Genomic DNA, 25,321 nt, shown 5'->3' on the forward strand with positions numbered 1-25,321 from the left:
GCCCGCGTTCGAGACGCTGGCCTCAGTATCGAGCGGTATCGCGCCGAGGCGGCGACGGGTTCAGGTGAGGGAGTCGAGCATCGAGTGTGCCGACCCGAGCACTGACTCCTCGAACTCCGTGTTCCCACAGACCTCACACTCCTCGGGCGGCCCCTCCCGAAGGTGATTCACGATCGACAGCGTCTGGATGTTTCCACACTGTGTGCACTTCCATTCTTTCGTCATATATAACCTTTTATCATGCAGTACTATTAGTCTTTCTTCACACATCCGTCATTATTCCGGCGGTTGATGACTGATCGGGCAAGTACTACCCGCACGCGGCGACTGATCGACGGGTTCGAGCGCTATTCGCCGCTGTTGGCGTACGCCGCTCCCCAGCGCTTTTCGTTGTACGAGTGCTGGCGCTCGCTGTCGAACTCCCGGCCGATCCGCTCGCGGAGTTGATCCTTGGCCGTGGCGTCGATGCGTGCGAGCTCGTCGGCCTTCGCGACGGCGACCGGTGGCCCGCGTTCGGCAGCAACGTCGGCGACGATCTGCATCGTCAGCCGCTCGCGGCGGTCGGCGTCCCGTGTCACGGCGTAGGGAGCTTCGATCCGATAGACCAACTCGTCACGGGGATCGTACAGCGCGAAGAACGTAACTTCGTAGGCTTCAGGGTCGAGTTCACGCTCGACGCCGAGTGCGTTCCCGGCCGACGAGAGGACGCGGTCGGTCCCGATCCGTGACCGGAACCAGTTCGTGAACGTGAGCGCGTCAGTGCGAAGCTCACCGCCCTCGTACCGCGAGAGGACGTGTTCGAAGAAGGCGTTGTCGTCCGCCCACGGCGCGGCCGTCTTCGTCCGGAGCGCCCGCGTCAATCCGTTGGCGGCGCTGTTCTTGACGAATCCGACGATCGGGATCTCTGCTTCGAGGCAGGTCTCGACCAGCCTGACGTAGTTCTCGACGACGTCACGGGGCTGTTCGTCGGATTCCAGCAGGTCCGCGAGTTCGGGATGTCTATCGGCCCAGTTGAGGAGGCCGGTCGGGTAGATCGGCCCGTCCAGGATCAACAGATCCGAGACGTCCTCGATGTTGGCCCGAGCGTGATGGCTTTCGGCGAGGTACAACGCGAGCGCGTGGACGACCGTCTGGGCGTATCGATCGACCCGCGGGACCTGAAGCAAGCGCTCGTGGGTGTAGCCCTCGTCGTTTCGCCGCCATTCGTCGTCGCCGAGGTCGACCGTCATGTCGTTGGTGTGGGCGCTGACGACGACCGTCCGCGAACGGTGGAGGTCCAGCTCCGAGGGCACGCCGGCCATCGCCGCCTGGGCGACGTCGAGCACCAGCCCGTTCTTGAACGTCGTCGGGTTGATCGTCCCCGAGTCAAGCCCGTGTTGGGTGTCGAAGGGGCGCTCCTCCAGGGCGATGTCGGGCAGCGGGGCCGCTCGTCGCCGTTGCTCGCCGAGCGGTTCGAGGATCACCCGATCCTCGTCATACAGGGGATCGAGAAACTCGTCCCAGGCTGTCGCGGCGAGGTCGTCGTGGTCGGTGTCCTCAACTCGCCCGCCGAGGCGACCGGCCAGCCGGGCGATGCCGTCGACGTGCACCGGATCGAGTGTCATGCCCCGCCTTTCGCGGGACGTGCTAAAAACGGTCGGGGTCACGACCGGCGTGCGAAACCGGCCCGCCTCCGCTCACGTCCGGCGTCCGATCGCACTCCGGAGCCGGGTGACGTGAAACCGGAGGCTGACGACCGTCGCGATCGCGGCCGCGGCCGCCAGAAACAGGTACAGCGACTGGACGCCGACCGTGTCCACCAGCCACCCCGAGCCGAGTTGGCTCGATGCCCGTCCGACGCCCATCCCGATCGAGGACAACAGGGTCTGGGCGGTCGCCGCCAGCGCGACCGGCGCGTACTTGTGGGCCATGTTGACCGCGGCGTAGATGAAGAAGGCCACGCCCGATCCGGAGACGATCATGACCCCGACGGCGATCGGTGCCGCCTGGGTGAGCCCCAACACGAGATACGCGGCCATTGTCACCACGCCGCCGACTGTCAACAACGTCCGGTTGTCGAAGCTGTGCCGGGATAACCACACGAAGACGACGGCCTCGGTGAACGTCTTGACCAGCCACGCGACGCCCGTAATGCTATCTCCACCGGTGAGTTCCCGGAGGTACACTGACAGGAAGGCGTCGGCCCCGGCGAAGGCACCGGGGATGACCACCGCGATGAACAGCAGCAGGATGAACCGCTGGTTGCCCAAAAGCGTGATGGCGTCCCGCTTCAAGTCCGGTGAGATGTCCGCCCGCGGCTTCTCAAGACCCTTGACGAGTACGGCGAGAAACGCCATGCCGGCCGCATAGAGGTAGAAGATCACCGAGAGTCCGAAGAACGTCGCGACCCATCCGATGAAGAGGCTCCCGAGGCCGAACGCGAGGCTCCCGGCCGCCCGGATCTGGCCGTAGCTCAGCCCTTTCGAGAGCACCATCGAGTTCGCGATCGGCAGGATCGGCGCGCGGAAACTCGAGACGAACAACGTCGCGACGATCATGAGACTGAACTCCCAGGGTGTGTGGACCGCCAGCGGGAACAGCAGGATGCTGATCCCCGAGACGATCGCCCCAGTCAACATGATCCCCCGCGTCGCACCCGTTTTGTCGGCGAGGACACCCCACGCCGGCTGGGCGACCAGCCCGCCGGCGACCAGCAGTGCCCCGATCAGCCCCATCTGTGACCCCGTGAGGCCGATCTCGTCAAAGTAGGCGTTTCTGAACGTCACCATCCCGTTCAACGCGAAGTAATACGAGAAGTAAATGACGTGATATCGGTACTCGGTGCCTGCACTGTCGAGCAACTCCTGGCCCACCGATAGTAGTCGTCTATCTGTCACGCTGATGAAACCCTCTCGGCTCTCTCGGTACGACTACCACGCGTTTATCCGTTCTTGTTTGCCGCTATTTGTGACACTGAAGCGATTGCTTCCGATCGGGTGTCCACGGCCCACCGGCCCCGGGAGGTCCGTGGGTATCACCCGGTCGGGGCCCTGGGGCCCCGCTCCGAGATGTGGTCTCCGCCAGGACAGACCGCCGTCCAAATGTATTCCTCCAATTATAATTGGGAATCGGTAGACGGGCGTATGAATGCGGGCGGATTTACCGGCAAATATCAAAAGGTATTACCCTCGGAGTGGAACGTTCGGGTATGCAGGCAGGACTCATCATCCTCGACGGCTGGGGACTCAACGACGACGAGGACGCCCGTGACGCGGTCAAAGCCGCGGACACGCCGAACTTCGACGCGTACTGGGACGCGGGCGCACACAACCGACTGGACGCCTCGGGCCGACGCGTCGGCCTGCCGGAGGGCCAGATGGGCAACAGCGAGGTCGGCCACCTCAACATCGGGGCCGGCCGCGTGGTCAAGCAGGACACGACGCGCATCACCGACGATATCGAGGACGGCACGTTCTTCGAGAACGAGAACCTCCTCGCCGCGATGGACTACGCCAAAGACAACGACGGGCAGGTCCACTTCATGGGTCTGGTCAGCGACGGCGGGGTCCACTCCCGGCAGACCCACCTCCACGCGCTGATCGAGATGGCCGCCGACAACGACGTCGAGGCGGTCACCCACGCCTTCATGGACGGTCGGGACACCTCGCCGACCGGCGGCGCGGACTACCTCCGGGAGCTCCAGGGCGTCATCGACGAGGAAGGCACCGGCGACGTCGCGACCGTGACGGGTCGGTATCACGCGATGGACCGCGACCAGAACTGGGAGCGCACGAAGAAAGCCTACGACGCGATCGTCCACCGCGAGGCCGAGTTCGAAGCGCCAGACCCGGTGACGGCCACCGAGGAGTCCTACGACCGGGACACCACCGACGAGTTCATCGAGCCGACGCTGATCGAGGGCGGCGCGGCACTCGAAGACGGCGACGCCGTCATCTTCTTCAACTTCCGATCGGATCGGGCCCGTCAGCTCACCCGGCTGCTCAATTCCATCGACCCGGATTGGGACTTCGACACCTCGCCGCCGGAGACCCACTACGTGACGATGACGCAGTACGACGAGACGTTCGACCTCCCCGTGGCCTACCCACCCAACCAGCCCGCGAACACACTGGGTGAAGTCGTCTCGGCGGCCGGTGGCACGCAGCTCCGGCTGGCCGAGTCCGAGAAGTACCCCCACGTCACCTACTTCCTCAACGGCGGTCGCGAGGTCAAGTTCGACGGCGAACTCCGGGAGATCGTCGAGAGCCCCGACGTGCCGACCTACGACGAACAGCCCGAGATGAGCGCCGAGGGCGTGACCGACACCGCTATCCAGTACATCGAGAGTGACGATCCAGACCTGCTGGTGCTCAACTACGCCAACCCCGACATGGTCGGCCACACCGGGGACTTCGACGCTGCGGTCGCGGCCGTCGAGGCCGTCGACGAACAGCTTGGGCGGTTGATCGACGCGGTCCAGGCAGCCGGTGCGGACGTCCTCATCACCGCCGACCACGGTAACGCCGACGACCTCGGGACAGTCGAGGACCCGCATACGGCCCACACGCTCAACGATGTCCCGATCGTCTATCTGACGAGCGAGGGCGACGACGGCGGGCGCTCCGTGCGGTCCGGTGGCTCGCTGTGTGACATCGCGCCGACGCTGCTGGAACTCCTCGACGTCGAAAAGCCCGCCGAGATGACTGGCGAGTCGCTGCTGGAGTAAGTCAGACCGGAACCGCGTCGGGGTCGTCGGCCTCGTCCGGCCCGATCTGAATGGCGATTTCGACGTGGTCGTACCACACCGTCGGTTTCTTCGCGCGCCCGACTTCTTTGAGTTCGACGAGACCGAGATTTTCGAGCTGATTCAGTGCGGTCGAGACGTTTTTGATGTCGCGGTCGACGAGCCGGGCGAGTTCACGGATGCTTTCGGGTTCGTGAGTCGCGATTGCCCGGACGAGTTCGAGGTTTTTCGCGCTGAGGGCCCGATTGAGCGCCTCCCCGTCAGGGAGACTGAGGACGTACTTCTCGTCCAGTTCCTCGTCAGTTTCGAGCCGACGAACGTCTTCGAGGGTCGCCTCGAAGAACGCCGCCGTCGATTCGACTGTGATGTGAAGCGTGTTCGTGGTCAGGGGGAAACGTGGTCGGGAAGTTCGTGGACGAACTGCCGGAGGAGGGCTTCGAGGCCTGGGAAGTCCACCGCCTCCGTGTTGGAACCAGTTTCAGACCGAGTGCACCGCCAAAATGATCACGACACGTGGTTTGCTTTCGACCGAGACGGATTGTTGGGACTCTTTTACAGCGGTCGAAAACACACCGCTTCAACCGGTGGTCGCTGACTGTGTGGACTACGGCTTGAGTTTGACAATTCCGTCGTTGGCAACCGCGTAAACGGCATCCTCGGTTACAGCGAGATTCGAGCTAAACGAATACGTGCCATTCTGCCATCGTCGCTCACCAGTGTCCCGTCTCAAGACAGCAAGACCACCAGGAGACGCGCCAACGAGAACGAACTCAGGCGTGCAAACTGGAGAGGTAAGCGTACCCGTCGGCCGGCCGTCAGTGTCTCCTCTCGGAATCTCCGTTTGCCAGTGTCTCTCGCCGGTTTCGGCGTCGAGTGCTGTGACCGTTCCGCTTGCGTCGTCTGCTACGTAGACAGTGCCGTCGCGGTACGCTGGGGTTGTTTCGGGAGATGTCGTGTCAGTTGTCAGCTCCCACATCTGCTCGCCGTTGTCCGTATCCAGAGCATGGACGGTTCCGTCGTTGTCGAAAGTGTAGACATCAGCACCGACGACTGGATTCGTGTACGATTCACCGACGACATCGGTCTGCCACTGGACCTCACCGGTCTGTGTATCCACAGACAGTACTTCGCCGCCGTCAGCGCTCGCGTCGACGACGTATGCGGTGTGCTGCGCGCTGCTGAGACCAGTGACAAAGTGGTCGATCGACAGATGCCATTCTGGTTCGCCAGTATCGGCCCCGTAGGCCTGAAGACCATCGTTGATGCCAGAGACATACACGAGTCGATCATCCGCGAGGGCACTCACATGGGGAGACGCAGTCGGAGTCGTCCCGACCACCTCCAGAGTCTCAGCATCGACCCACGAGACCCCAGCATACGTGTGGACCGCGAGGCGGCCACACGCCAGGGTTGGACTGACCCGGCTAGCGTGGTCAAGGGAGAGTGTATCGGTATTCCCTGTCTCCGTGTGGGTTCGACGAATAGTCGTCTCCTTGTCCTGCAACCAGAACACGTGATCGTTGCTTGCAACGACCCACGTTTGCCCGAAAACCCGGTCGTCTGTACCGCCGAGTGCGTTACTTCTCGGTTCGGCTCGAAGGGCAATATCAGTCTGGCCAGTACGCTTTGCAGGCCCAGTAGCTGTCGGCCAACTTGGTGGCGTGTCACAGCCCGCAACCGGAATACCGTCGGGAGGTTCTCGACCGGAATTCGATGAAAGAGGTGATCCGATGCCAAGACAACCGGCTATGCTAGTCGCACCGAAAAGAGCCACAACGGTGCGTCGGGAGAGCTTGTTCATTGCGTTACTAGTCGCTTGGAATACACTTAACGTGTTTGGATGTTGAATAACTCAGTGAAACACATTGACGACGAAGTAATCAAGAGGTCCGTGAAGCGCTGCTCCGACGAGGTTGAGAGACCGTACGAAGCCGCACGTTCGGACAGCTTGCTCCATGGCTTTGAGAGGCCACGAAACTTCCGTGATCAGGGTGTGACCAGTGACCACAGGCATTCAACCTGATTGACGTGGACACCGTCGTCTGTGACAAACGTTTCCAAGTGTGGAACGACCTTCTCGTTTTCGTGAAGGTATTATCCAGTCCAAGGACATGCAAATGACGAAGGCTAGGTGGAATATAGTAGGCCGATAATATATTCCACACCTCACCACTATATTGTGGTTTATTATTGGATTATGCGAATTAAAATACTTAATTAGATGCCGTTTTTACAAAAGAATCTTCGGCCTACAACTTATACAGATGATAATAATATATAATAAATATTATTGATATGGATGTGCTACTGGCGACCTCACCAAAACGTTGATTTGCAAGTAACGTCGAGCATAGGGCAATGAGACATCCAGGCCTCAAGTTCAGGATGGCCGTCGTCGGGTCGATCCTGTTCGGCTTTTACGCCGTGGTGGCGCTCGCCCTGTATGCCGCCTTCGGCGGTGGGACCACCATCCTCGCAGTAATCCTGCTGGGCAGCGTCGGCTTCGTCGGCGTCCAGTACAAGATCGGCAAGTGGGCCGCCCTCAGGAGTGTCGGGGCCGAAGACATGCCCGAGGACGACCCCCGATTCCGGGAGATCCACCGTTCGATCGAGCGGATGAGCGACGAAATGGGCATCGACAAGCCCCGCGTGATGGTCGCCGAGATGGGCGTCCCCAACGCCTTCGCCGTCGGGCGGAAGAAGGCCGGCGTCGTAGTCGTCTCCGCCGAGCTCATCCACATGCTCGATCACGACGAGCTGGAGGGCGTCCTCGCCCACGAACTCGCCCACATCCGGAATCGCGACGTGATCATGATGGTCGTCGGCCAGGGCATCGCCTCGATCGTCGCGCTGGTCGCGCAGTTCGCCGTCCTCTTTGCGGGCGACAACGACTTCGGCGACTTCATCATGGCGATGGTCGTCGGGAACATCGTCCAGTTCATCGTGATGATCTTCGTGATGGCGATCTCCCGCTACCGGGAATACGTCGCCGACAGTGACGCCTCTGACATCACTGGCGGCGAACCCCTTGCACGCGCACTCGAAAAGATCAACTCGGCCGATCACAGCCGGAGCAAGATCGACGAGCAGGCCAGCGCGCTCTGTATCAAGGGCGAGGAACGTAGCCTGCTGTCGAAGATCTTCTCGACGCACCCGCCGACCGAGGAGCGCATTCGGCGGCTTCGGGCCTGATTTTCGAGGCTGCCGAGTTCCGTCGTCGGTCACGCCAGCCTGACCGGGCCGCTATTTGCTGGCTCGCCGTCTTCGAGGAGCCACGCGAACACGGGCACGTACGCGAGCCAGGCGAGGAGGTAGCCCGCCCCGACGAGGACGTTTCCCGCACTGAAGCCGCCGTAGATGCCGTCGACCGTCCCGATCAGGACCACGACGATGGCGAGAAACGCGACCCCCGGTCGGTCGAGCCAGTCGTAGCCGACGCCGATCAGCGACCCGAGCACGTAACAGAACGCATAGCGGCCGGCCGCGACGAGCGCGATATTCCCCCAGAACAGCAACTCGACCGGCACGTCGAAGTCACTCTCCAGGCCGGCCAGCAGGAGTCGCACCGACCGGTAGAACGCCTCGCCGTGGGTCAGCATGACAACGGCGGTGAGGACAACTGTCAGCGCGCCGACGACGCGGCCGGCAACAACGCCAACGCTGCCCGGATCAGTTCGATTGACCATCGCTCTGGGTCGGGCTTGACGCCCCCGCTACTCGAACGTGACTGCCGTCCCGTAGGCGATGACCTCCGAACCGCCGTTGGCGATCTCGGAACTCTCCAGGCGGACGTTCACGACGGCGTCGGCCCCCATCGAACGGGCGTCCTCTGCCATTCGTTCTAAAGCCTCGTCGCGGGCGTCGGTCAGCAACTCCGAATACGCTTTCAACTCGCCGCCGGTGATGTTGCGGATAGATTGGGTGATGTCCCGGCCGACGTTGCGGGCCTTGACTGTGTTGCCGCGGGCGATGCCGAGCGAGTCGTCGATCTCTTCGCCTGGGACTGTCTCGGTTGTAACGAACTCCATACTGAAGCGTCTCGCGAGTTCCTACTAAAACCAGGGTCTGGGCTTCGCGCGCTGAAGTATGATCTCTCTCGGTTCACTGTCGGTCGCTTCATGATCCGTTCGTTGCTCCGTGACGGGCACTATGGGCCTTCAGTAACTGGACGAGCACAGCAAGCGGTATTATGCGGGACGGCCGCATATTTAATCCTCGGTAATGTATATCAAAACATATTTATAGAGTGTTAATTTAACTTGACAGTTATGAAGCGGACTTGCCATTGGATCCTCGTCGTCCTCGTCACTCTTTCACTCGTCACAACGCCGGTGATCGGCGCGCTCAATGCTAACGGACCGAACGCGGCCGATGTATCGTCTCCTGCCGACTATCGGGCCCCCGGCGGCCCCACTGGCACACAGTCGGATGCGAGTGAGTCACCGGAAACACAGGTAGCCACGAACGGCTTTTTCGAGCGAGCAGCGACGGCCTTGTACAACGGGTTGTTCGACCAAAATACGACACAGGTTGTTCACGGTGACGCTGGCGTTCGCGTGTCGTTTCCGGCGTCCGATTTTGACAGCGCGAACGTCACAATTACGTCCTACCCGGCCGACGGCGATCACTCTCTCCCCAGTGTCAGTCCGACCGTCCGGATCTCGACCCCGTACCGACTGGCCGGTAATCCGACGGTTTCGCTGCCGGTGTCCGATTCAGTGAACAGATCCGACTTCGATCACCTGGCGATCTATCGCTGGGATGCGAACGGGATGGCCCGCGGCTGGCACCCCGTCGAAACAGCGATCGACGGTCAGAACCGCCGTGCGAACGCGACCGTCTCCTCGCTCGGCCATTTCACCGTTCTGAACCAGACGGTCTGGAACGAATCTACCCGGGTTCGGCGACCTGACACGATCGCTCCCGAGGACCCAGCGGGAATCTACGTCGGCACCGAAAACGGCACAGTCCGGAAAGTAACGACCGATAGCGGAGAGACGGTCTGGGCCCGATCGGTCGCCGGCGATGGCGAGACGACGATTGCGACCGATCCGGACGGGGCAATCTACGCTGCAACCAACGATACTGCGCTGGTCTCACAGTTCGACTGGGTGGATGGCTCCCGGAGCGGGCAGGTCGACTTCCAGCGGAAGGTTCACGCCCTCACGACCGAACTCCCCGGCAGCGTCATCGCAGCGGCAACCGGGGACCGCGGGGGCAACATCACCCTGGCCGATCTCGAAGACGGCTATCGGCCCTGGACGCTGATCCACTTCAGCAAGCACGCGTCCGATTATAACCTCGATGCCGTCACGGAGGGTGCTGGTGGTGGGCTCTATGCGGGACTCTATTTCGAAAGCCGACGCGAACCGACGCGACTGGTGCGGCTGAACAGGACGGTACTCGACGAGCCAACCCAGGACGAGAAAAACGACAGCCGATTCACCCGCTGGGAGACGACGCTTACACCACGCTACATCAACGCCCTCCAGCAGCGAGGCGACCGACTTTTCGTCGCCACTTCGACCGGCGTTCGCAGCGTCGACACCGAGACCGGTTCGACGCAGTGGTCGACGCCGATCGACGGGGGCGTCTCCAGCATCGCCGTCGGCCCGAACGGCACGGTGTATGCGACCAACACGACCGGTGCGGACACACCACCGATCTTACTCCAACTCGATCCTACGACGGGATCGATCGACGCTCGACGGACACTTCCGCTGCACGCGCAAGCGACGATTAGCGATCTGACGGTCGGGGCCAACGGAACGGTCTACGTAGGATCGGAAACCGGTGCCGTGTACGATCCAAACGGGGCACAGAACAGTACCGCCGGTGGGGCCGACACCGTGGAGTCGATCTCGCCGGCGCAGGTCCGCGCTGGGGGCAGTGAGAATTCACATCCTCGCAGCGAGTTCCCCCAGTCAGAAGCGAACGATAGTATCGGGACAGCATCCACTCTCAACGATGCAGACAGTCAGGGTTCGCTCTCGATCCAGGCGACACAGACCCGCATTACGCCGGAGGAGGACCTGACACTGCAGTTCTCCGCAGACGCCGAAACGCCCGCGACGATCGAAATCACAACGACGAGTGGACAGGTTCTGCTTCAGCAATCGGTGATGGCCACCACGCAGACCCAGCAACTCTCGGTTTCGGGGTTCTCGACCGGGGAATACGTCGCGACGATCGAAGCCGACGGGAGCGCGTTGAACGACTCGACGGAGACGATCACGGTCGCTGATTCCGCAGCGACCGGTCCGACCGACATCTCGATACAAGCGGCCGATCGTAACATCACGACCGACGAGCAACTCGTCCTGCAATTCGCTGCCGACCAGCAGACGGCCGCGACGCTTCGTCTCAACACCACTGACGGCAGGACACTTCTCAAGCGGTCCGTGACAGCGACGACACAGACAAGCCAGCTGTCCGTGCCGAATCTGAGTGCCGGGACGTACGTCGCGACGATCGAAGCGACATCGGCCAGTCTGAGCGATTCGACGGCACAAATTTCGGTTTCCAGTGCCGAGGACGGGGGCTCCACTGACCTCTCGGTGCAGGCCATCAACCGCTCCATTACGACTGAGGAGGCGCTCGTGGTAGAATACGCCGCCAGTCAGCAGACTGAGGCGCGTCTCACCGTTCAAACGACCGACGGCCAGACGGTGCTTCAGCAGGCGGTGACTGCCAGCGACCAGCCGACGCGCCTCTCGATCCAGGACGTGACCGCTGGCGAGTACGTGACTGTCCTCGAGGCAATCGACGGCGACGGCCGTGCCACGACCGAGCCGATCACCGTCAGTCAGCCGGACGGTCCTGTGCCGACGGCGCTATCGCTTCGTGCGCTCCAGACGGACTTCACCACCGAGGAGAACCTGACAGTGGCGTTCAGCGCCGACGCGCCGACTGCAGGTCAGCTGCAGGTCGAAACCGGTCGCGGCCAGACGCTCGTGAATACGTCCGTGAGCGTGAGCGAACAGACCACCAGGCTCACGATTCCAGGCCTGGGTGCCGGTGAGTACGTTGCGACGCTCACAACCCAGCAGGGCAACCTGACTGCCAGGACGGACCGGATCACCATCGAGGCGGCCAGCGATCCCACGCTGAACGTCAGCGCTCAGCCTAACGAGTTCACCCGGAGCGAACCACTCGTCTTGGAAATCGAAACCAACGCCCAGCGCAACGTGACGGTCGACGTTCGCACCATGGATGGCGAGTCCGTCCACAACGCGACGGTGTCACATCCGGGTGGTGCGTTGACGTTCCGGCTGGCGAGTATCCCGGTGGGGACCTACGACGTAGTCGCCCATGCCAAGGACACCAATCTGACGGCACGGACTGATCCGGTTACGATCCAGGTGGTCAATCCGCAGGTCTCGGTACAGCCCTCGACCGCCCGGATCGGCGAGGCGATTTCGCTCACCGCGATGACCAACGAGTCCGGACGGACAGGATCGATCGCGGAGACACAGTGGGAATTCGGTGACGGCACTACCGAGACCGCGGCTGGGGCGGACGTGTCTCACGCCTACGCCGAACCGGGCGAATACGAGGTCAGCGTGACGATCGTCGATTCCTTCGGCGATGGCGAGGAGTATACGGTCACTGAGCGTGTGTTGGTTGGGAACGATTCCGACTTCACTGAGCCGAAAGGGACGGTTACGGCGATTTCGCCCAATGGGACACTCAGGTGGCAACACGAGACCGATGCCGGTGTCACTGGGCTCGCGGAGACCACCGGCGTCGCGCCGGCGACCAACCCCGAGGGGGAGACGACGCCGATCTGGTCGATCGACGTGCCGGCGGACAACCGAACTGAGATCGCCGCCGCAGTTCGCGTATCCGGAGCCGAAAACGCATCCGGGACGCTTCATGCATACAACGACGACCGAACCCGTCGGGTGCCGTTCAATCAAAGCACCTGGACGACCGTGCGACTCCCCGTGACGGAATTCGCCGGCGAGGAACTCACGCTGAGCGTCCGTGGTTCGGGGGACGCCCAAGCGGAACTGACGGCCGTTCGCCTGCTCAGACACGACGACGGGGATAGGCTACCCAACTACATCGAGCGAGCATCGTTCGCACTGCCGATCGGTCAGGGGACGGAATTCTCGCTGGACCCAACAAGGAACGATACTGACGGCGACGGCGTCCCCGATCACCGGGAGGTCTATTTCCTGCCGGCGAACGGCTCGGCCCTCGGCCAGTCGATGGAGATCGTCCGGGCGGTCAGCGACCCGACGAGCGTCGACACGGACGACGACGGGCTCACCGACATCGAGGAGCGGCGCTATCCGTGGACCAATCCCATTCTGTCCGACACCGATTGGGATGCCGTCTCAGATCCGAACGAGGACATCGATGACGACGGGCTCTCGATCGCTGCGGAAATCGAGAACGGAACCTCCCCGATGATGGCCGATACCGACCAGGACGGGCTCTCTGATCGCGAAGAAATTGTCACCCACGGGAGCGATCCCACTGACGCTGATACCGATAGTGACGGCCTCTCGGACGCGGACGAACTCGACCTGCCGACGGAGTTTGACAACCCTGACACGGACGACGACGGAACCCTGGACGGCAACGAGACGTTCTCGACGACGGCCGCAAACGAGCGCCTGGATGTCGCGGTCGAGCTAACTGGTCAGGGAAACCTCGCGAAGGGGGTAACCATCGAGAATCAGACGGCCAACTTCGCACAGGGCGATCGGATCGGGAACATGAGCGTCTCCGATATCGTCGAAATTGAGTCCGCCCGGGAGTTCGAGTCGGCGAACGTCACGTTCTCGTACAACGACTCGCTCGGGCCGGCCGAAAACGAGTCGGACCTCATGGTGGTCACGTACGATCCCGAAAAGCAACTGTACGTTCCGTTGAACTCGACGCTCGATCCCGAGAACAACACCATCAGCGCCGAAACCGAACACTTCTCGACGTTCGCCGTCTTCTCCATTTCCAACTGGGTCGCGGACGTCACCGCACACGAAGTACCGGAACGCGGTGACGCCGGCGCTGCCCAGCCGGTGGACGTCATGTTCATCATCGACTCCTCGGGATCGATGGGTAGAAACGACCCCAACAACTTCCGCAAGCAGGCCGCAACCGAGTTCGTCGGCGGACTTATCGAGGGGGACCGCGCCGGTGTTGTGGATTTCGATCACAATGCAGAGGTTGCCCAGGGACTCACGACGAACTTCAGCACGGTCAACTCGAGCATTCGGAGCCTTGACGCCCTTGGTGGCACGACCATCGGGAACGGCATTTCCCAGGCGAACCAGCACTTCGCCTCAGCGGGCAATGACTCACGGGCCCAAGTCGCGATCCTTCTGACGGACGGTCGGGGATCAGGCGGTCGATCCGAGGCTCAAACGGCCGCCGACCGGAACATCACCCTCCATACGATCGGATTTGGCGGCGCTAACGGAAACAAACTCTCCGATATCGCAGACATAACCAATGGAACGTACCACTACGTGGATAGCGCCGCGGATCTGCCGAACGTCTTCTCGCGTGTCGCCGGTGAACTCCCGACGGACACTGACGGCGATGGCCTGCCGGACGTGGCCGAGACGGAGGGGATTCCGATCGGCCACGCCCACGGCGAGTATCAAACGGTCGAGACCAATCCGACCAAACCGGATACGGACGATGATGGGGTCGGAGACGGGACGGAAGTCGGCTCTCTCATCTCGGAGAACGTGACGGTCTCTACCGTCCCTGCGGGCGGAGGACACGTCAGTTATGGAACGACGAAAGAGGTTCACGTCGAATATCGGAAACTTAACAGTGATCCGACAAAGGCCGATACAGACGGCGACGGGTTGACGGACTTCGAAGAGCGCGAGGGATGGAAAATCCACGTTACCGATTCCAGAGAGCAAACGATTCAACTCTTTGAAACCCTCTCAGATGTCGATAGTGGTTCGGAACTCACGAACCTCGAGGATTATTACAGGATTGAGAACGTTTCGTCGGATCCGCTCGTCAAAGACACGAGCAATAATGGGCTGACAGATCTGGAAGAACGACGGCTAGGCACTGATCCGCGATCGACGGACACAACCGGTGACGGAATCGAAGATCACCGGGCAGTCGGAGTCAGTGCAGATCCGACACTATACGACGCGAGACCACCGGAAATCGAAGTTCCGTATTCGTGGTGGAACAAACCGGCCTTTAGTTTCGACACCCATTACGATCTTCAGTTCAGGGCCGAAGACCCGGCAGGCCTGGGGACTGGCAGAGTGTTGCTTGCTGGGGAAGAACAGAAACGTCACTCCCTCGAGGGACAGAGCGATTATGCTAACAGCGAGTTCACGACTGGCTTCTTCGATACGGTCACTGACACCTACTCAGGAACGTCGGTTACGGTTGCCGTTTCGGACGTGAACGGAAACACCGGCCGCTCGCTTGCCATTCAACGACACGATATCTTCGGCGAAGTCGCCTCAAAACTCGCCGAGGAGGGCGTTATCGGTCGAGAGCAGATTAAATCTCTCGGCACGCTATCCGGCTTCTCGACAGGCGCTGTCGAGACTGCCGAGATGATAAGAGGGTTCCTCAGTGATCCGGTCGGCTACGTCAGTGCGATCGGCGATGTCATCGCCCAACTCGACAATCTGGACGAGATCATCCGACAACTTCCAGCGTCGATCGACGCCCAGCAGGATCGGAACAATCCCTACAAAGACGGTACTGGTGCCTACGCAGCGTATCGAATGGGCTGGTACGAGGGCTACATCGGGTACATGGTGCTGGAATCGGCCCTCCCTGCCGGCGAACTTGGAAGAGCCGCCAAGAGCTCTAATACGCTCCAGAAAACGGTCAAGACGCTCGATAAGACGGGGCATCTTCGGACGGCCGCCAAGTACACGGCGAAAGCTGCCGACACGGCGTATGCTCCGGTTCGGTATACGAGCAACCAGTTGTCACGAGGGCTGGCAGCGTCGAAAGGACTGGCGTCAGATGGTGCCCATCGATTGCTTGCCGGAGCCAAGACGGCCGGCCAGAAAATCAGGCAAGCCCAGCTCGTCGAGATGCTTGATCGGAAACAGCTACAGCGACTCTCACCGGACGAACAGCGAGCGGTCGGATCGATTCTCGCCGAAGGCGGTGAGAGTGCTGGCCGAGCGATGGCTGAGGGTGGTCCGGGTCCATTCGTGCGGTTACACAGAATCGGTGACGACATCGACGGGGTCAACTCGGAGGACCTAGCGGATGCTTTTGGACACGCCTCCAACCAGGGCGTTGACATGAGCCGAATCGAACGGCTGGTTGATGACCTCGATACGTTGCAGCGCGCCGACGTGGATGGGCTGGACGGCCTTGCGACACGACTCTCGACAGAGGGAACGATTGATAATTTCAAGAACCTCGCCTACGAAGCGGATGTCGCTGCGACACTCCAGCGGCAAGGTGACGACGTGTTGGAAGTGGGTAAAGACGTGAAGACGGCTGACGGTTCAACGGAGATAGATGTCCAGATGAAAAGTGGATCGACCATCGAAGTCAAGAACGGAGATTTGACAACGGATTACAAGACTCAACTCGAAAGACAGCTCAAATATCGTGGGGAGAATAGCCTCTCCGGGAACCACTACGTCAAAGTCAGCGGCGAAATCACTGATGAGATGGAATCATTCATAAATAGCAATAACATCAGAGTATTTGAAGGTAATGCACTTGGCGGAACAATTAGGACCGATTTGATAACCAGTCACGCGATTCAATTGACGGAATCAATCAGAAATACTCTTGCCTGAGGATATCTACATAGAGAACTTACAAAAACACGACCAATTTAAATAATGCCAGTTATTGACCCAGATCTATATAAATTCATCATTCCCTATTCAGATAGAGTTCCAGCAGAAGCTATTCGTGAAGCGCTTGAGTGTGGATTTGATGGCATCTGGTCAACTTCTTTCGATGGAGGAATAGACGAGTGTTCGTATCACGACAAAATATCCGATCCACAGCGGTATCCAACTGAACGTGCTCTCGATAAATTCATTTCAAGCTCCGATGGGTACTTGAATATCTATACCGAACACACTGATTTCCTTCTCAGAAATAGATCATTTTACGATTGGGGTCTGCCAGAGATTGAAGGTATCGGGCTTTTTTGGTATCGAGTCCATTTTCGAGATGTCCTGTCCCCGGACGAAGATGGGACAGCCGTCCTGAATGAGGTCATTGAGTCGGTCACGCACGTCTACAAACACTTTCCATCACCGTTCGCGTTCTCGCAACTCCCGTATCAACACGAACACGAGACGACAGTGACAAAACAGCACCTCGAGAAACCAGAACTCCCGGATGTTTATTGGCTGATGATACTCTCACCGCCGATTTGCGAGGATATCGGGCGAGAGCGCTTGCAATCCGCACCCGTTTGGCGTGTTGATACGCTCTCTGATGGAAGTATGCGCCTCGTCGCATCCGGTGACGGACTCAAATACCGTCCTGAAGACAAGCAAGAGCTCCGTGACCATCTCGGTATTCCGCGTGACTGACCACTCGACTGTCCTCGAAGCGACCGGTGACGACGCGGTTGAAGTGATGGCAAAGAGCGACGGGCCGGCCTGGAAGGTCATAGCCAACGATGGGGTGGACGACGAGTTCCGGACGAGTATCGCCCGCGCAGTTGACGACGACGCGATCGATCCGATCGGTTGACTCGGATCTACAGGAATATTTACCCTTCGCTTATAAGAATAGTGCCGGGATCGTCTGCCTGAAGATGTTCAGCGAGATCACGAACAGCAGCGCGATCACGAACAAGTTGAACCGCCGCTCGTCGATCTCCAGCCGCCGGAGATAGGTCCCGACGAACAACCCGACGAGCGTCACGACGGCGATGACCGAGCCCAGCCACAGCCGGTAGGCCGTCATCAGGTCCGTGAACAGCGCCATCTGGAGGATCCGGACGGTGAAGATCGCACCCAGCACCATCGAGAGCCCACCGATGTAGCGCTCCGTGTCGCGCTCGAAGGTGTGGAAGTAGGCAGGCAGCAGCGGGCCGAGATTTGCCACCGCCAGCAGGAACCCTTCCAGCGCGCCGGCGACGCTCATCGCCACGGGATGGTGTGCCTTCTCGACGGTCACGAATCCCTGGCCGAGCTGGAAGAGCACGTACCCGAAGACGATCACGCCGATCAGGAACGGCACGAGCGGGCCGGTCTCGACCGCATCGAGGACGGCCACCCCGACGACTGCACCGACGATTGCCAGCACGAGCAGGACCCACTCCTCGCGGATGAAGGTCATGCCAGTGTCAGTCTCGCCGACCTGGAACATGTTGAGCATCCACGGCGGGATCGCCAGGACGACGACAGCGAGCGTCGGGTCGATCACCGACGCGAAGATGGGCGTCGCGATCAGCGCGTAGCCGAAGCCGATCATGCCCTTGATCGCGCCGGCGAGGATCGCGACGCCGACGAAGAGGGCCAGAATCTCCGCCGAGACGTCCGACTGCAGCCCGCTGGTCATCCCCTCGACGCCCGGGAAGAAGACGATCGACCCGGCGATGACCGACAGCGTCGCCAGCGCCATCGTCACCTCCCGGTACCGGAAGGCCCGGAGATGTTCGAGAAACGCTACCGGATCGACGTGCGACTCGTTCGTCCCCATCGGTCAGTACTTCGGTTACTGCCCGCGGCCGGATGGGGCTTGAGACGACGGAAAGGCCGACACCAGAGACCGGTCACCCGGATTTGCGGGAATCCGGGGTAATTGCCCCTATCAGGCCCGTATACAACTAATTGCTCGATCAACCCCGATCATAGAAACAGGAGAAATATGCCGAAAACGGCCGGGGGTGGACGGCCCTGCCAGCCGGATGCGGGGGCGTTTTGGTGGTGGCCGTCGAAGTCCCCGGTATGTCCGACGACGAGCCTGCTGTCCCGATCGTCTGTGACGAGTGTGAGACCACCGCCGAGATCCCGCTGTCGGATCTCGCCGACCAACTCGACGCACACAACGAACGGATGCACGACGGCGAGTCAGTCGCTCAGGTCGATCCCGACGTGGCCGACCAGCTCGCGGACCTGATCGCCGACGAACTCGGCCTGCTTGAGGGCTAGTCAGTCGTTGCCATCCGAAACGACAGATCCAGCGCGTCCGCGGAATGGGTCAGCGATCCCATCGAGATCACGTCGACACCAGTCTTCGCGTATGCGGGCACCGTCTCGATCGTGATCCCGCCGCTGGCCTCCGTGAGTACGTCATCGTGACCGGCCTCGTCCAGTCGCTCGACCGCTTGCGCACACTCTCCGGGCGACATGTTGTCCAGCAGGATGATGTCCGCTCCGGCCTCGGCCGCCGTAGGTGCGTCGGCGGGTGACTCGACCTCGACTTCGATCTTCGTGGTGAACGACGCCCGTTCGCGGAACTGTTCGATGGCGGGTTCGAGCCCCATCTCGGCGACGTGGTTGTCCTTCACCATGACCATGTGCGAGAGGTCAAGGCGGTGGGTGTCCCCGCCGGCTGCGGCGACCGCCCGCTTCTCGATCCCGCGCAGACCCGGCGTGGTCTTTCGGGTGCAGGCGACGGTCACCGCGGGATCGACCTCCCGGGCCGCCCCAACGGCCTCCCGGGTCGTCGTGGCGACTCCCGAGGCGTGTCCCGCGAGGTTTATCGCCACGCGCTCGCCGCGGAGGGTCTCGCGGGCCGGCCCTTCCGTGTGGAGGAGTACCTCGCCGGGATCGACGGTGTCGCCCGCTTCGACGGTCCGTTCGGCGTCGACGCCGAGGTACTCGAAGACCGCGGTCGCCGCCTGCAGGCCGGCTATGACGCCGCCCTCGCGGGCGACCAGCCGTCCGTCGGTCTTGCCCGGCACGTCGTTGGTCACGTCGTGGTGGCCCAGATCTTCGCGGAGCCACTGCTCGACCTGTCCGTCGGTGATCATGGCGTCTCGACGGTCGCCTCATCGTCGGTTGTCGTCTCGTCGTCGGAGACGAGATTGTGCGTGCCGACGCTCTCGTCGTTTGCGGCGGCAGCGCGGGCGATCAGCAGCGCGACGACGCTCGCGTTCCGGAGTTCGTACAGCGATCTGGAGGTTCGCGTCCGGACGTAGGCGTCGACCTCGCCCTTGAGTCGCCGGAGGACTCCGAGCGCTCGCTCCAATTCGTCGGGATCCCGCTCGATGCCGACGTACTCGCCCATCACGCGACGGAGTCGCGTGAACTTCTCGCGGGCGAAGGAGTCGGGGAGCGCCGGATCGCGGTCGTCCAGGTCGGGGACGTCCATCGGCGTGGGTTCGCGTCCAGGGGCATCCTCACCGGCCCGGAGTCCCCAGACCAACCCCTCAAGCAGGCTGGTGCTCGCCAGACGGTTGGCCCCGTGGACGCCGGTGTGGGCACACTCGCCGACGGCGTAGAGCCGGTCCAGGGAGGTTCGGCCCCACTCGTCGACAGAGACTCCACCACAGAGGAAGTGCTGGGCGGGCCTGACGGGGATCCCCGATTCCCAGTCGATCCCACGCTGCTCGCACTGCTCGACGAGGTCCGGGAACCGCTCTTCGAAGTCGATGTCCGAAACGTCGAGGAAGACCTCGTCGCTCACCCCCTGCTCGTTCTTGACCGCCCGCGAGACCACGTCCCGCGGCGCGAGTTCCGCGTCCTCGTCGTAGGCGGGCATGAACCGTTCGCCGTAGGCGTTCCGGAGGGTTGCGCCCTCGCCGCGGACGGCCTCGCTGATGAGCAGCGTCCCGCTGTCGTCGACGTGGGCCGTCGGGTGGAACTGGACGAACTCCATGTCGTCGATGTCTGCGCCGGCCAGTGCTGCCATCGCGATCCCGTCGCCGGTCGATCCCGCGGGATTGGTCGAGTCGGGATAGAGGTCGCCGACGCCGCCGGTCGCCAGCACGGTCGCGCCGGCGAAGGTGGGCCAGATGTCGCCGTCGGATTCGAGGTACGCACCGCGGACCTCGCCCTCGTGAGTGATGAGGTCCAGCGCGGCGGTGTCGTCCAGCACTTGGATGTCCGGGTGGTCGTCGACGAACGCGAGGAAGCGTTCGAGGACGTACGAACCCGTCGAGGCGTCGACGTGCAGGATGCGGTCCTCGTCGTGGGCGGCTTCCCGGCCGAAGTCGAAGTCCTCGCCGTCACTGTCGGCCACGTCGAACGGGACCGACAGCGTCTCGACGAGGACATCCCGGACGGCCTCGTTGGCGTTCTCGACCAAGACGTCCGCTGCCTCGGGATCGGCGGTGCCGGCGGATGCGTCGATGATGTCCTGCTTGAACTGCTCGGGGTCGTCCCGTGAGATGGCGATGCCGCCCTGGGCCCACCACGTCGAGGCGTCCTCGGGCCGGCGGGCTTTCGTCGCGAGGATCACTTCCGCATCACTTCTCGCGGTTTCACCGCTCGCCCGGTTCGAGCTCTCGCCTTGCTCGACCTCGCGGGCCGCGGCAAGTGCGGCCGCACAGCCGGCAATGCCGCCGCCGACGATCAGCACCTCGGTTGATTCTGCTTCAGTCATAGTTCAGAGTTCGAGCATGCGATCGAGCGCGGTTGCCGCGCGATCCGCCGTCGCCGGGTCGACGTTGATGACGTTCTGCTCGCGACCCTCGACGAGCTCTTCGAGCACCCACAGCAGGTAATTGGGATCGATCTGGCGCATCGCGTTGCAGTCCATACAGGCGTCGCCACACAACGGGACGACCTCGACATCGGGATGCCAGCGATCGAGGTGGTTGGCGAGGTGGATCTCGGTCCCGATTGCCCAGGTCTCGCCGGGATCCGCGTTCTCGACTGCTCGCGTGATGTCCGCCGTCGAGCCGACGCGATCGGCCGCCTCGACGACATCGCGGCGACACTCGGGGTGGACGATCACGTTCGCGTCTGGATAGTCCTCTCGAACCGCCTCGACGTGGTCGGCCCTGAACCGCTCGTGGACCTGGCAGTACCCTTCCCAGAGGATGACGTCGTTCGCCCGGATCGCCTCGGGCTCGGTGTCGTCGGCCCAGGGGTCCCAGACGAGCGTGTCGTCTTCGAGACCGAGGTCGTAGGCGGTGTTGGTTCCGAGGTGTTTGTCGGGCAGGAACAGCACCTTGTCACCGCGCTCGAAGGCCCACTCGAAGGCGTCGGCGGCGTTCGAGGAGGTACAGACCAGCCCGCCGTGTTCGGCACAGAAGGCTTTGAGGTCCGCATACGAGTTCATATAGCAGATCGGGATCACATCGTCGTCGGTCGCCGCCGTGAGCTTTGCCCACGCCGAATCGACCTGGAGCGCCTCCGCCATCCCGGCCATGGGACAGGACGCTTCCATACTCGGGAGGATGACCTGCTGGTCGTCGTCGGTGATGATATCGGCCGATTCGGCCATGAAGGTCACGCCGCCGAAGATGACGTACTCGGCGTCGGAGTTGGCGGCCTCCTTGCTTAGCTGGTAGGAGTCGCCGATGAAGTCGGCGTGTTCGACGATCTCCCGCCGCTGGTAGTTGTGGCCCAGAATGACGACGTCGTCGTCGAGTTCCTCGAGTGCCGTGTCGATCCGGCGCTCACGTTGATCGGCGTCGAGATCCCGGTAGGCCGGGGGCAACTGTGACAGATTGTCGTATTTGAACAGGCTGAGATCCGTGTCCAGATCAGCCGTTTGCATGTCGGGCACAGTGGGTCACCGTGTATTTCGTCCCTTCAGTACCGCATATTGAAAAACATTTGTATTCAAAAGTCGGATAGGATCGAGATATTATGCAGTAATTGCCGGAACAGGGACGAACGATGTATCGGACGGCCCGACGGGCTGTCGCTGGGTCACTCCATGCCAAGCGTTGTCGAGAACACCCAATAGAGGCCGTAGCCGACGCCGACCGAACTCGCGAGCGTGAGCAGCCAGAAGGTCACGGTGACGCCGATCTTCCGTCGGGAGACGCCCGCCGAGCCCGCAGCAAGCCCGCCGCCGATCACCCCGGAGATGACGATATTGTTGAACGAGATGGGGATACCGAGTGCGATCGCCACCTGGGCGATGATGAATCCAGGGACCAGAGCGGCGATCGACCGGCGCGCGCCGAGCTGAGCGTACTCTCTGGAGGTGGCCTGCAGGAGCCGCGGGGCACCCATCCACGCACCGGCCAGGATCCCGACCGCGCCGATTCCCAGCAGAACGAGCGTCGGCAGTTCAAGCCTGGTGACGAACAGCGTCTCCAGCGGACCGGTCGCGAGACCGACCTGGCTGCCGCCGGAGGAAAAGGCGACCACGCTACCGAGCGCCACGAGGAACGTGCGAATCCCTTGCTCGGCCGAGGCCTGTGTCCGCCGTCGGATCGCCAGGAACCCGAGCGCAGCCAAGGCAACGGTGACCGCCGCCCGGACCAGCGGGTCTGGCAAGCCGACGGTCGACGACGCAAACCCGGCCAGCGAGTTCTGGGCGGCCTCGCCCGGGATGATCCCCAACTCGATGTTCGCGATGATGCCGGAGACGACGGCCGCGAGCAGCGGGACACCGACCGTTTCGGGGATGTCGTCCCGCCGGAGGATCGTCGCGGTCCCGTAGGCGAGTCCACCTGAAACGGGGGGCACGAGTACCCAGAACAGCCCGAGTTGCTGGTACTTCGCGATGGCGGGGTCGCCACCTAGCGAGAGCCCCACGCCGACCATCGCCCCGGTGGTGGCGAAGGCAGCCGGGACTGGATATCCGGAGTAGACGCCGAAGGCCATGAACGCCGCCGCGGTGAGGAGCCCCGCCGTCGCCGCCAGCGGCGTGATCTGGGTGTTCAGGATGAGATCTCGGCCGACGGTCTCCGAGATCGAGCCGCCCTGTAAAAGTGCACCGAGGGCTGCGAGGATGCCGACCAGGAAGGCGGCCCGCATCGTCGAGATGGCACCGGCTCCGATGGCCGGCGCAAAGGGCGGCGAGTTCGAGTTGGCCCCCAGCGCCCAGGCCATCACGAGACAGGTTAGCGTCGCCAGGATCGCGAGCAGCCAGAACGTCACCGCCACGGATGGACCACCTCGCGCCCGGGACCTCCCGGTTCACATATTGTTTTCATGTTGACATCGGATATCGAAAGTTCGACACACGAACGGGTAAGCATTGTGCCGCCCACCGGGAACGGCCGGGCTATCAGTGACTCACTGTCCCTTTCACCGGACGGGCCACCCCCGTCCGGTACTGTTTTGACATATGTGGACGAATACCGTGACATGGACGACCGCGAGGTCGACGTCTCGACGGCCGGCGAGAACATCGAGGGCCAGCGGCCCGAACCCGAACCCGAGTCGGTCACCGACGAGACGACGACCCACGAAGAGGGTGTCGAACTCGAGCGGACGATCGGGCTGGTCGGCGGGCTGGCGATCGGTATCGGGACGATGATCGGCGCGGGGATCTTCGTCTTCCCCGGGCTCGCGGCGAAGGAGGCCGGTCCGGCAGCCGCACTCTCCTTTGGGATCGGCGGCGTCATCGCGTTGCTGGTCGCGTTGCCGGCCTCGGAACTCGCGACGGCGATGCCCCGCAGCGGCGGCGGCTACTACTTCATCTCCCGCTCGCTAGGCACGGCCGGCGGGGCGATCGTCGGGCTCGGCCTGTGGCTGGGGCTGGTCTTCGCCGCCGCGTTCTACCTCGTCGGCCTGGGGCACTACGTCGTCGCCGTCCTCGCGGAGGTCGGAATCGTCCTCTCGCTCGGGCCGGCCCCACCACACGTTGTGCTGGGGCTGCTCTTTGGGGCCGCCCTCACCGCCCTTAGCGTCGCCGGGACCGAACGGACGGCGGCCCTCCAGAACATCATCGTCGTCGTGTTGCTGGTCATTCTCACGGGCGTCCTTACCTACGGTGTCCTCGATGCGATGGGTATCTTCGGCCGCCAGTCCGTCCCTGACACGTTCTTCTCGAAGGGGTACTCCCCGGTACTCAGGACCGCTGCGCTGGTCTTTACGTCGTATCTCGGCTTCGCACAAGTGGCGACGGTCGCCGGTGAGATCAAGCGCCCGAGTCGAAACCTGCCCCTGGCGATGGTCGGCTCGGTGATCATTGTCACCGTCTTCTACGCCGTGACGATCTTCGTCGCGACGAGCACGTTCGGCGCGGATCGCCTCGGCACCTTCGGCGAGACGGCGATGGTCAACGTGGGGCGAGATCTGCTGGGACTGCCCGGCGCAGTGTTGATCCTCGTCGCCGGCCTGCTGGCGACCTTCTCCAGCGCCAACGCCTCGATCCTGAGTGCCTCGCGGTCCATCTACGCGCTGAGCCGCGACGCCTTGCTCCCGAAGAAGGCCAGCGAGATCAACCTCAAATACGGCACGCCACACGTCGCCCTGGCGATGGCCGGCGGCCCGATCCTGGTGCTCGTGGCGACCGACAGCGTCGAGATCCTGGCGGAGGTGGCGTCGTTTCTGCACCTGGTGATGTACGCGCTGATCTGCGTCGCGTTGCTCGTGTTACGGCGGCGCGATCCGGACTGGTACGACCCCGATTTCCGAATGCCAGGTTCGCCCGTGTTGCCGGCCATCGGTGCGGTCGCCAGCGTCGCGCTGATCGCGTTCATGAACGGCGCCTCGATCGGCATCGGCGTCGTGATCATGGTACTGTCCTACGGGTGGTACCGCTACTACGCCGACGACCTGGACCTCAAAGGTGACATCTGAC

At 62.3% G+C, this 25,321-nt stretch carries 19 protein-coding genes and 1 pseudogene; 8 read left to right on the top strand and 12 right to left on the bottom strand.

Annotation, left to right across the window (positions count from 1 at the left end; translation table 11 throughout):
- Window positions 1-60: 60 nt before the first annotated feature.
- The 3 genes from HBNXHr_RS00150 to HBNXHr_RS00160 form a co-directional block, all read right to left on the bottom strand.
- The gene (locus HBNXHr_RS00150) at window positions 61-225 is read right to left on the bottom strand and encodes a hypothetical protein (protein ID WP_275738364.1); all 165 of its coding nucleotides are present in this window, start codon (window positions 223-225) and stop codon (window positions 61-63) included.
- A 122-nt stretch (window positions 226-347) separates the two neighbouring features.
- A complete protein-coding gene (locus HBNXHr_RS00155) occupies window positions 348-1,604 on the bottom strand; it encodes a DNA double-strand break repair nuclease NurA (RefSeq protein WP_275882682.1) in 1,257 nt (418 codons plus the stop codon).
- A 72-nt stretch (window positions 1,605-1,676) separates the two neighbouring features.
- Window positions 1,677-2,876 carry an MFS transporter gene (locus tag HBNXHr_RS00160; protein ID WP_275882683.1) on the bottom strand — a complete coding sequence of 400 codons (1,200 nt, stop codon included), beginning with the start codon at window positions 2,874-2,876 and terminating at the stop codon, window positions 1,677-1,679.
- Between the two features lie 311 nt (window positions 2,877-3,187).
- Here HBNXHr_RS00160 and gpmI point away from each other — a divergent pair, with 311 nt between their 5' ends.
- Together gpmI and HBNXHr_RS00170 are read left to right on the top strand one after the other, a co-directional pair.
- On the top strand, window positions 3,188-4,705 hold the full coding sequence (gene gpmI / locus HBNXHr_RS00165) for a 2,3-bisphosphoglycerate-independent phosphoglycerate mutase (protein WP_275882684.1): 1,518 nt from the start codon (window positions 3,188-3,190) through the stop codon (window positions 4,703-4,705).
- A gap of 64 nt (window positions 4,706-4,769) precedes the next feature.
- The gene (locus HBNXHr_RS00170; protein ID WP_275882685.1) at window positions 4,770-5,318 is read left to right on the top strand and encodes a hypothetical protein; all 549 of its coding nucleotides are present in this window, start codon (window positions 4,770-4,772) and stop codon (window positions 5,316-5,318) included.
- Window positions 5,319-5,327: 9 nt separating this feature from the next.
- Here the strand turns inward: HBNXHr_RS00170 and HBNXHr_RS00175 are convergent, their stop codons facing one another.
- Both HBNXHr_RS00175 and HBNXHr_RS00180 read right to left on the bottom strand, forming a co-directional pair.
- Window positions 5,328-6,236: a PQQ-binding-like beta-propeller repeat protein gene (locus tag HBNXHr_RS00175; RefSeq protein WP_345893714.1), complete on the bottom strand. Its 909-nt coding sequence runs from the start codon at window positions 6,234-6,236 to the stop codon at window positions 5,328-5,330.
- Between the two features lie 339 nt (window positions 6,237-6,575).
- A pseudogene (locus tag HBNXHr_RS00180) lies at window positions 6,576-6,799 on the bottom strand (IS1595 family transposase); the annotation flags it as partial.
- A gap of 309 nt (window positions 6,800-7,108) precedes the next feature.
- On the opposite strand from HBNXHr_RS00180, the gene HBNXHr_RS00185 reads away from it, so the two are divergent.
- A complete protein-coding gene (locus HBNXHr_RS00185) occupies window positions 7,109-7,915 on the top strand; it encodes a M48 family metalloprotease (protein ID WP_345893728.1) in 807 nt (268 codons plus the stop codon).
- A gap of 29 nt (window positions 7,916-7,944) precedes the next feature.
- Here the strand turns inward: HBNXHr_RS00185 and HBNXHr_RS00190 are convergent, their stop codons facing one another.
- Window positions 7,945-8,409: a hypothetical protein gene (locus HBNXHr_RS00190; RefSeq protein ID WP_275882688.1), complete on the bottom strand. Its 465-nt coding sequence runs from the start codon at window positions 8,407-8,409 to the stop codon at window positions 7,945-7,947.
- A 27-nt stretch (window positions 8,410-8,436) separates the two neighbouring features.
- Complete coding sequence (locus HBNXHr_RS00195; protein WP_275738384.1) at window positions 8,437-8,751, bottom strand: YbjQ family protein; 315 nt, start codon at window positions 8,749-8,751, stop codon at window positions 8,437-8,439.
- 240 nt (window positions 8,752-8,991) lie between these two features.
- Between HBNXHr_RS00195 and HBNXHr_RS00200 the strand changes: the two genes are divergently transcribed.
- The 3 genes from HBNXHr_RS00200 to HBNXHr_RS00210 are packed head-to-tail and all read left to right on the top strand — an operon-like array spanning window position 8,992 to window position 17,407.
- On the top strand, window positions 8,992-16,491 hold the full coding sequence (locus tag HBNXHr_RS00200) for a VWA domain-containing protein (RefSeq protein ID WP_275882689.1): 7,500 nt from the start codon (window positions 8,992-8,994) through the stop codon (window positions 16,489-16,491).
- Between the two features lie 45 nt (window positions 16,492-16,536).
- Window positions 16,537-17,244 (top strand): hypothetical protein, encoded by a 708-nt coding sequence (locus HBNXHr_RS00205; protein ID WP_275882690.1) that lies wholly within the window; start codon window positions 16,537-16,539, stop codon window positions 17,242-17,244.
- Window positions 17,237-17,407 (top strand): hypothetical protein, encoded by a 171-nt coding sequence (locus tag HBNXHr_RS00210; RefSeq protein ID WP_275882691.1) that lies wholly within the window; start codon window positions 17,237-17,239, stop codon window positions 17,405-17,407. The genes HBNXHr_RS00205 and HBNXHr_RS00210 overlap by 8 nt, the downstream gene beginning before the upstream one ends.
- A gap of 30 nt (window positions 17,408-17,437) precedes the next feature.
- On the opposite strand, the gene HBNXHr_RS00215 is transcribed toward HBNXHr_RS00210, so the two are convergent.
- The gene (locus tag HBNXHr_RS00215) at window positions 17,438-18,361 is read right to left on the bottom strand and encodes a sulfite exporter TauE/SafE family protein (RefSeq protein ID WP_275882692.1); all 924 of its coding nucleotides are present in this window, start codon (window positions 18,359-18,361) and stop codon (window positions 17,438-17,440) included.
- A gap of 248 nt (window positions 18,362-18,609) precedes the next feature.
- Here HBNXHr_RS00215 and HBNXHr_RS00220 point away from each other — a divergent pair, with 248 nt between their 5' ends.
- Complete coding sequence (locus tag HBNXHr_RS00220; protein ID WP_275882693.1) at window positions 18,610-18,813, top strand: hypothetical protein; 204 nt, start codon at window positions 18,610-18,612, stop codon at window positions 18,811-18,813.
- Here the strand turns inward: HBNXHr_RS00220 and nadC are convergent.
- The 4 genes from nadC to HBNXHr_RS00240 all read right to left on the bottom strand — a co-directional run bounded on the left by nadC (window position 18,810) and on the right by HBNXHr_RS00240 (window position 23,622).
- The gene (gene nadC / locus HBNXHr_RS00225) at window positions 18,810-19,637 is read right to left on the bottom strand and encodes a carboxylating nicotinate-nucleotide diphosphorylase (RefSeq protein WP_275882694.1); all 828 of its coding nucleotides are present in this window, start codon (window positions 19,635-19,637) and stop codon (window positions 18,810-18,812) included. The two genes, HBNXHr_RS00220 and nadC, sit on opposite strands and share 4 nt — an antisense overlap.
- Window positions 19,634-21,211: an FAD-binding protein gene (locus HBNXHr_RS00230; RefSeq protein WP_275882695.1), complete on the bottom strand. Its 1,578-nt coding sequence runs from the start codon at window positions 21,209-21,211 to the stop codon at window positions 19,634-19,636. The genes nadC and HBNXHr_RS00230 overlap by 4 nt, the downstream gene beginning before the upstream one ends.
- A 3-nt stretch (window positions 21,212-21,214) precedes the next feature.
- Window positions 21,215-22,333 (bottom strand): quinolinate synthase NadA, encoded by a 1,119-nt coding sequence (gene nadA, locus HBNXHr_RS00235; RefSeq protein ID WP_275882696.1) that lies wholly within the window; start codon window positions 22,331-22,333, stop codon window positions 21,215-21,217.
- A gap of 155 nt (window positions 22,334-22,488) precedes the next feature.
- Window positions 22,489-23,622, bottom strand: a complete 1,134-nt coding sequence (locus tag HBNXHr_RS00240) for an inorganic phosphate transporter (protein ID WP_275740967.1) — start codon at window positions 23,620-23,622, stop codon at window positions 22,489-22,491.
- Between the two features lie 258 nt (window positions 23,623-23,880).
- On the opposite strand from HBNXHr_RS00240, the gene HBNXHr_RS00245 reads away from it, so the two are divergent.
- On the top strand, window positions 23,881-25,320 hold the full coding sequence (locus HBNXHr_RS00245; protein WP_275882697.1) for an APC family permease: 1,440 nt from the start codon (window positions 23,881-23,883) through the stop codon (window positions 25,318-25,320).
- The last annotated feature ends 1 nt before the right edge of the window (window position 25,321 follow it).

It is taken from the genome of Halorhabdus sp. BNX81, assembly GCF_029229925.1.
GTDB lineage: Archaea > Halobacteriota > Halobacteria > Halobacteriales > Haloarculaceae > Halorhabdus.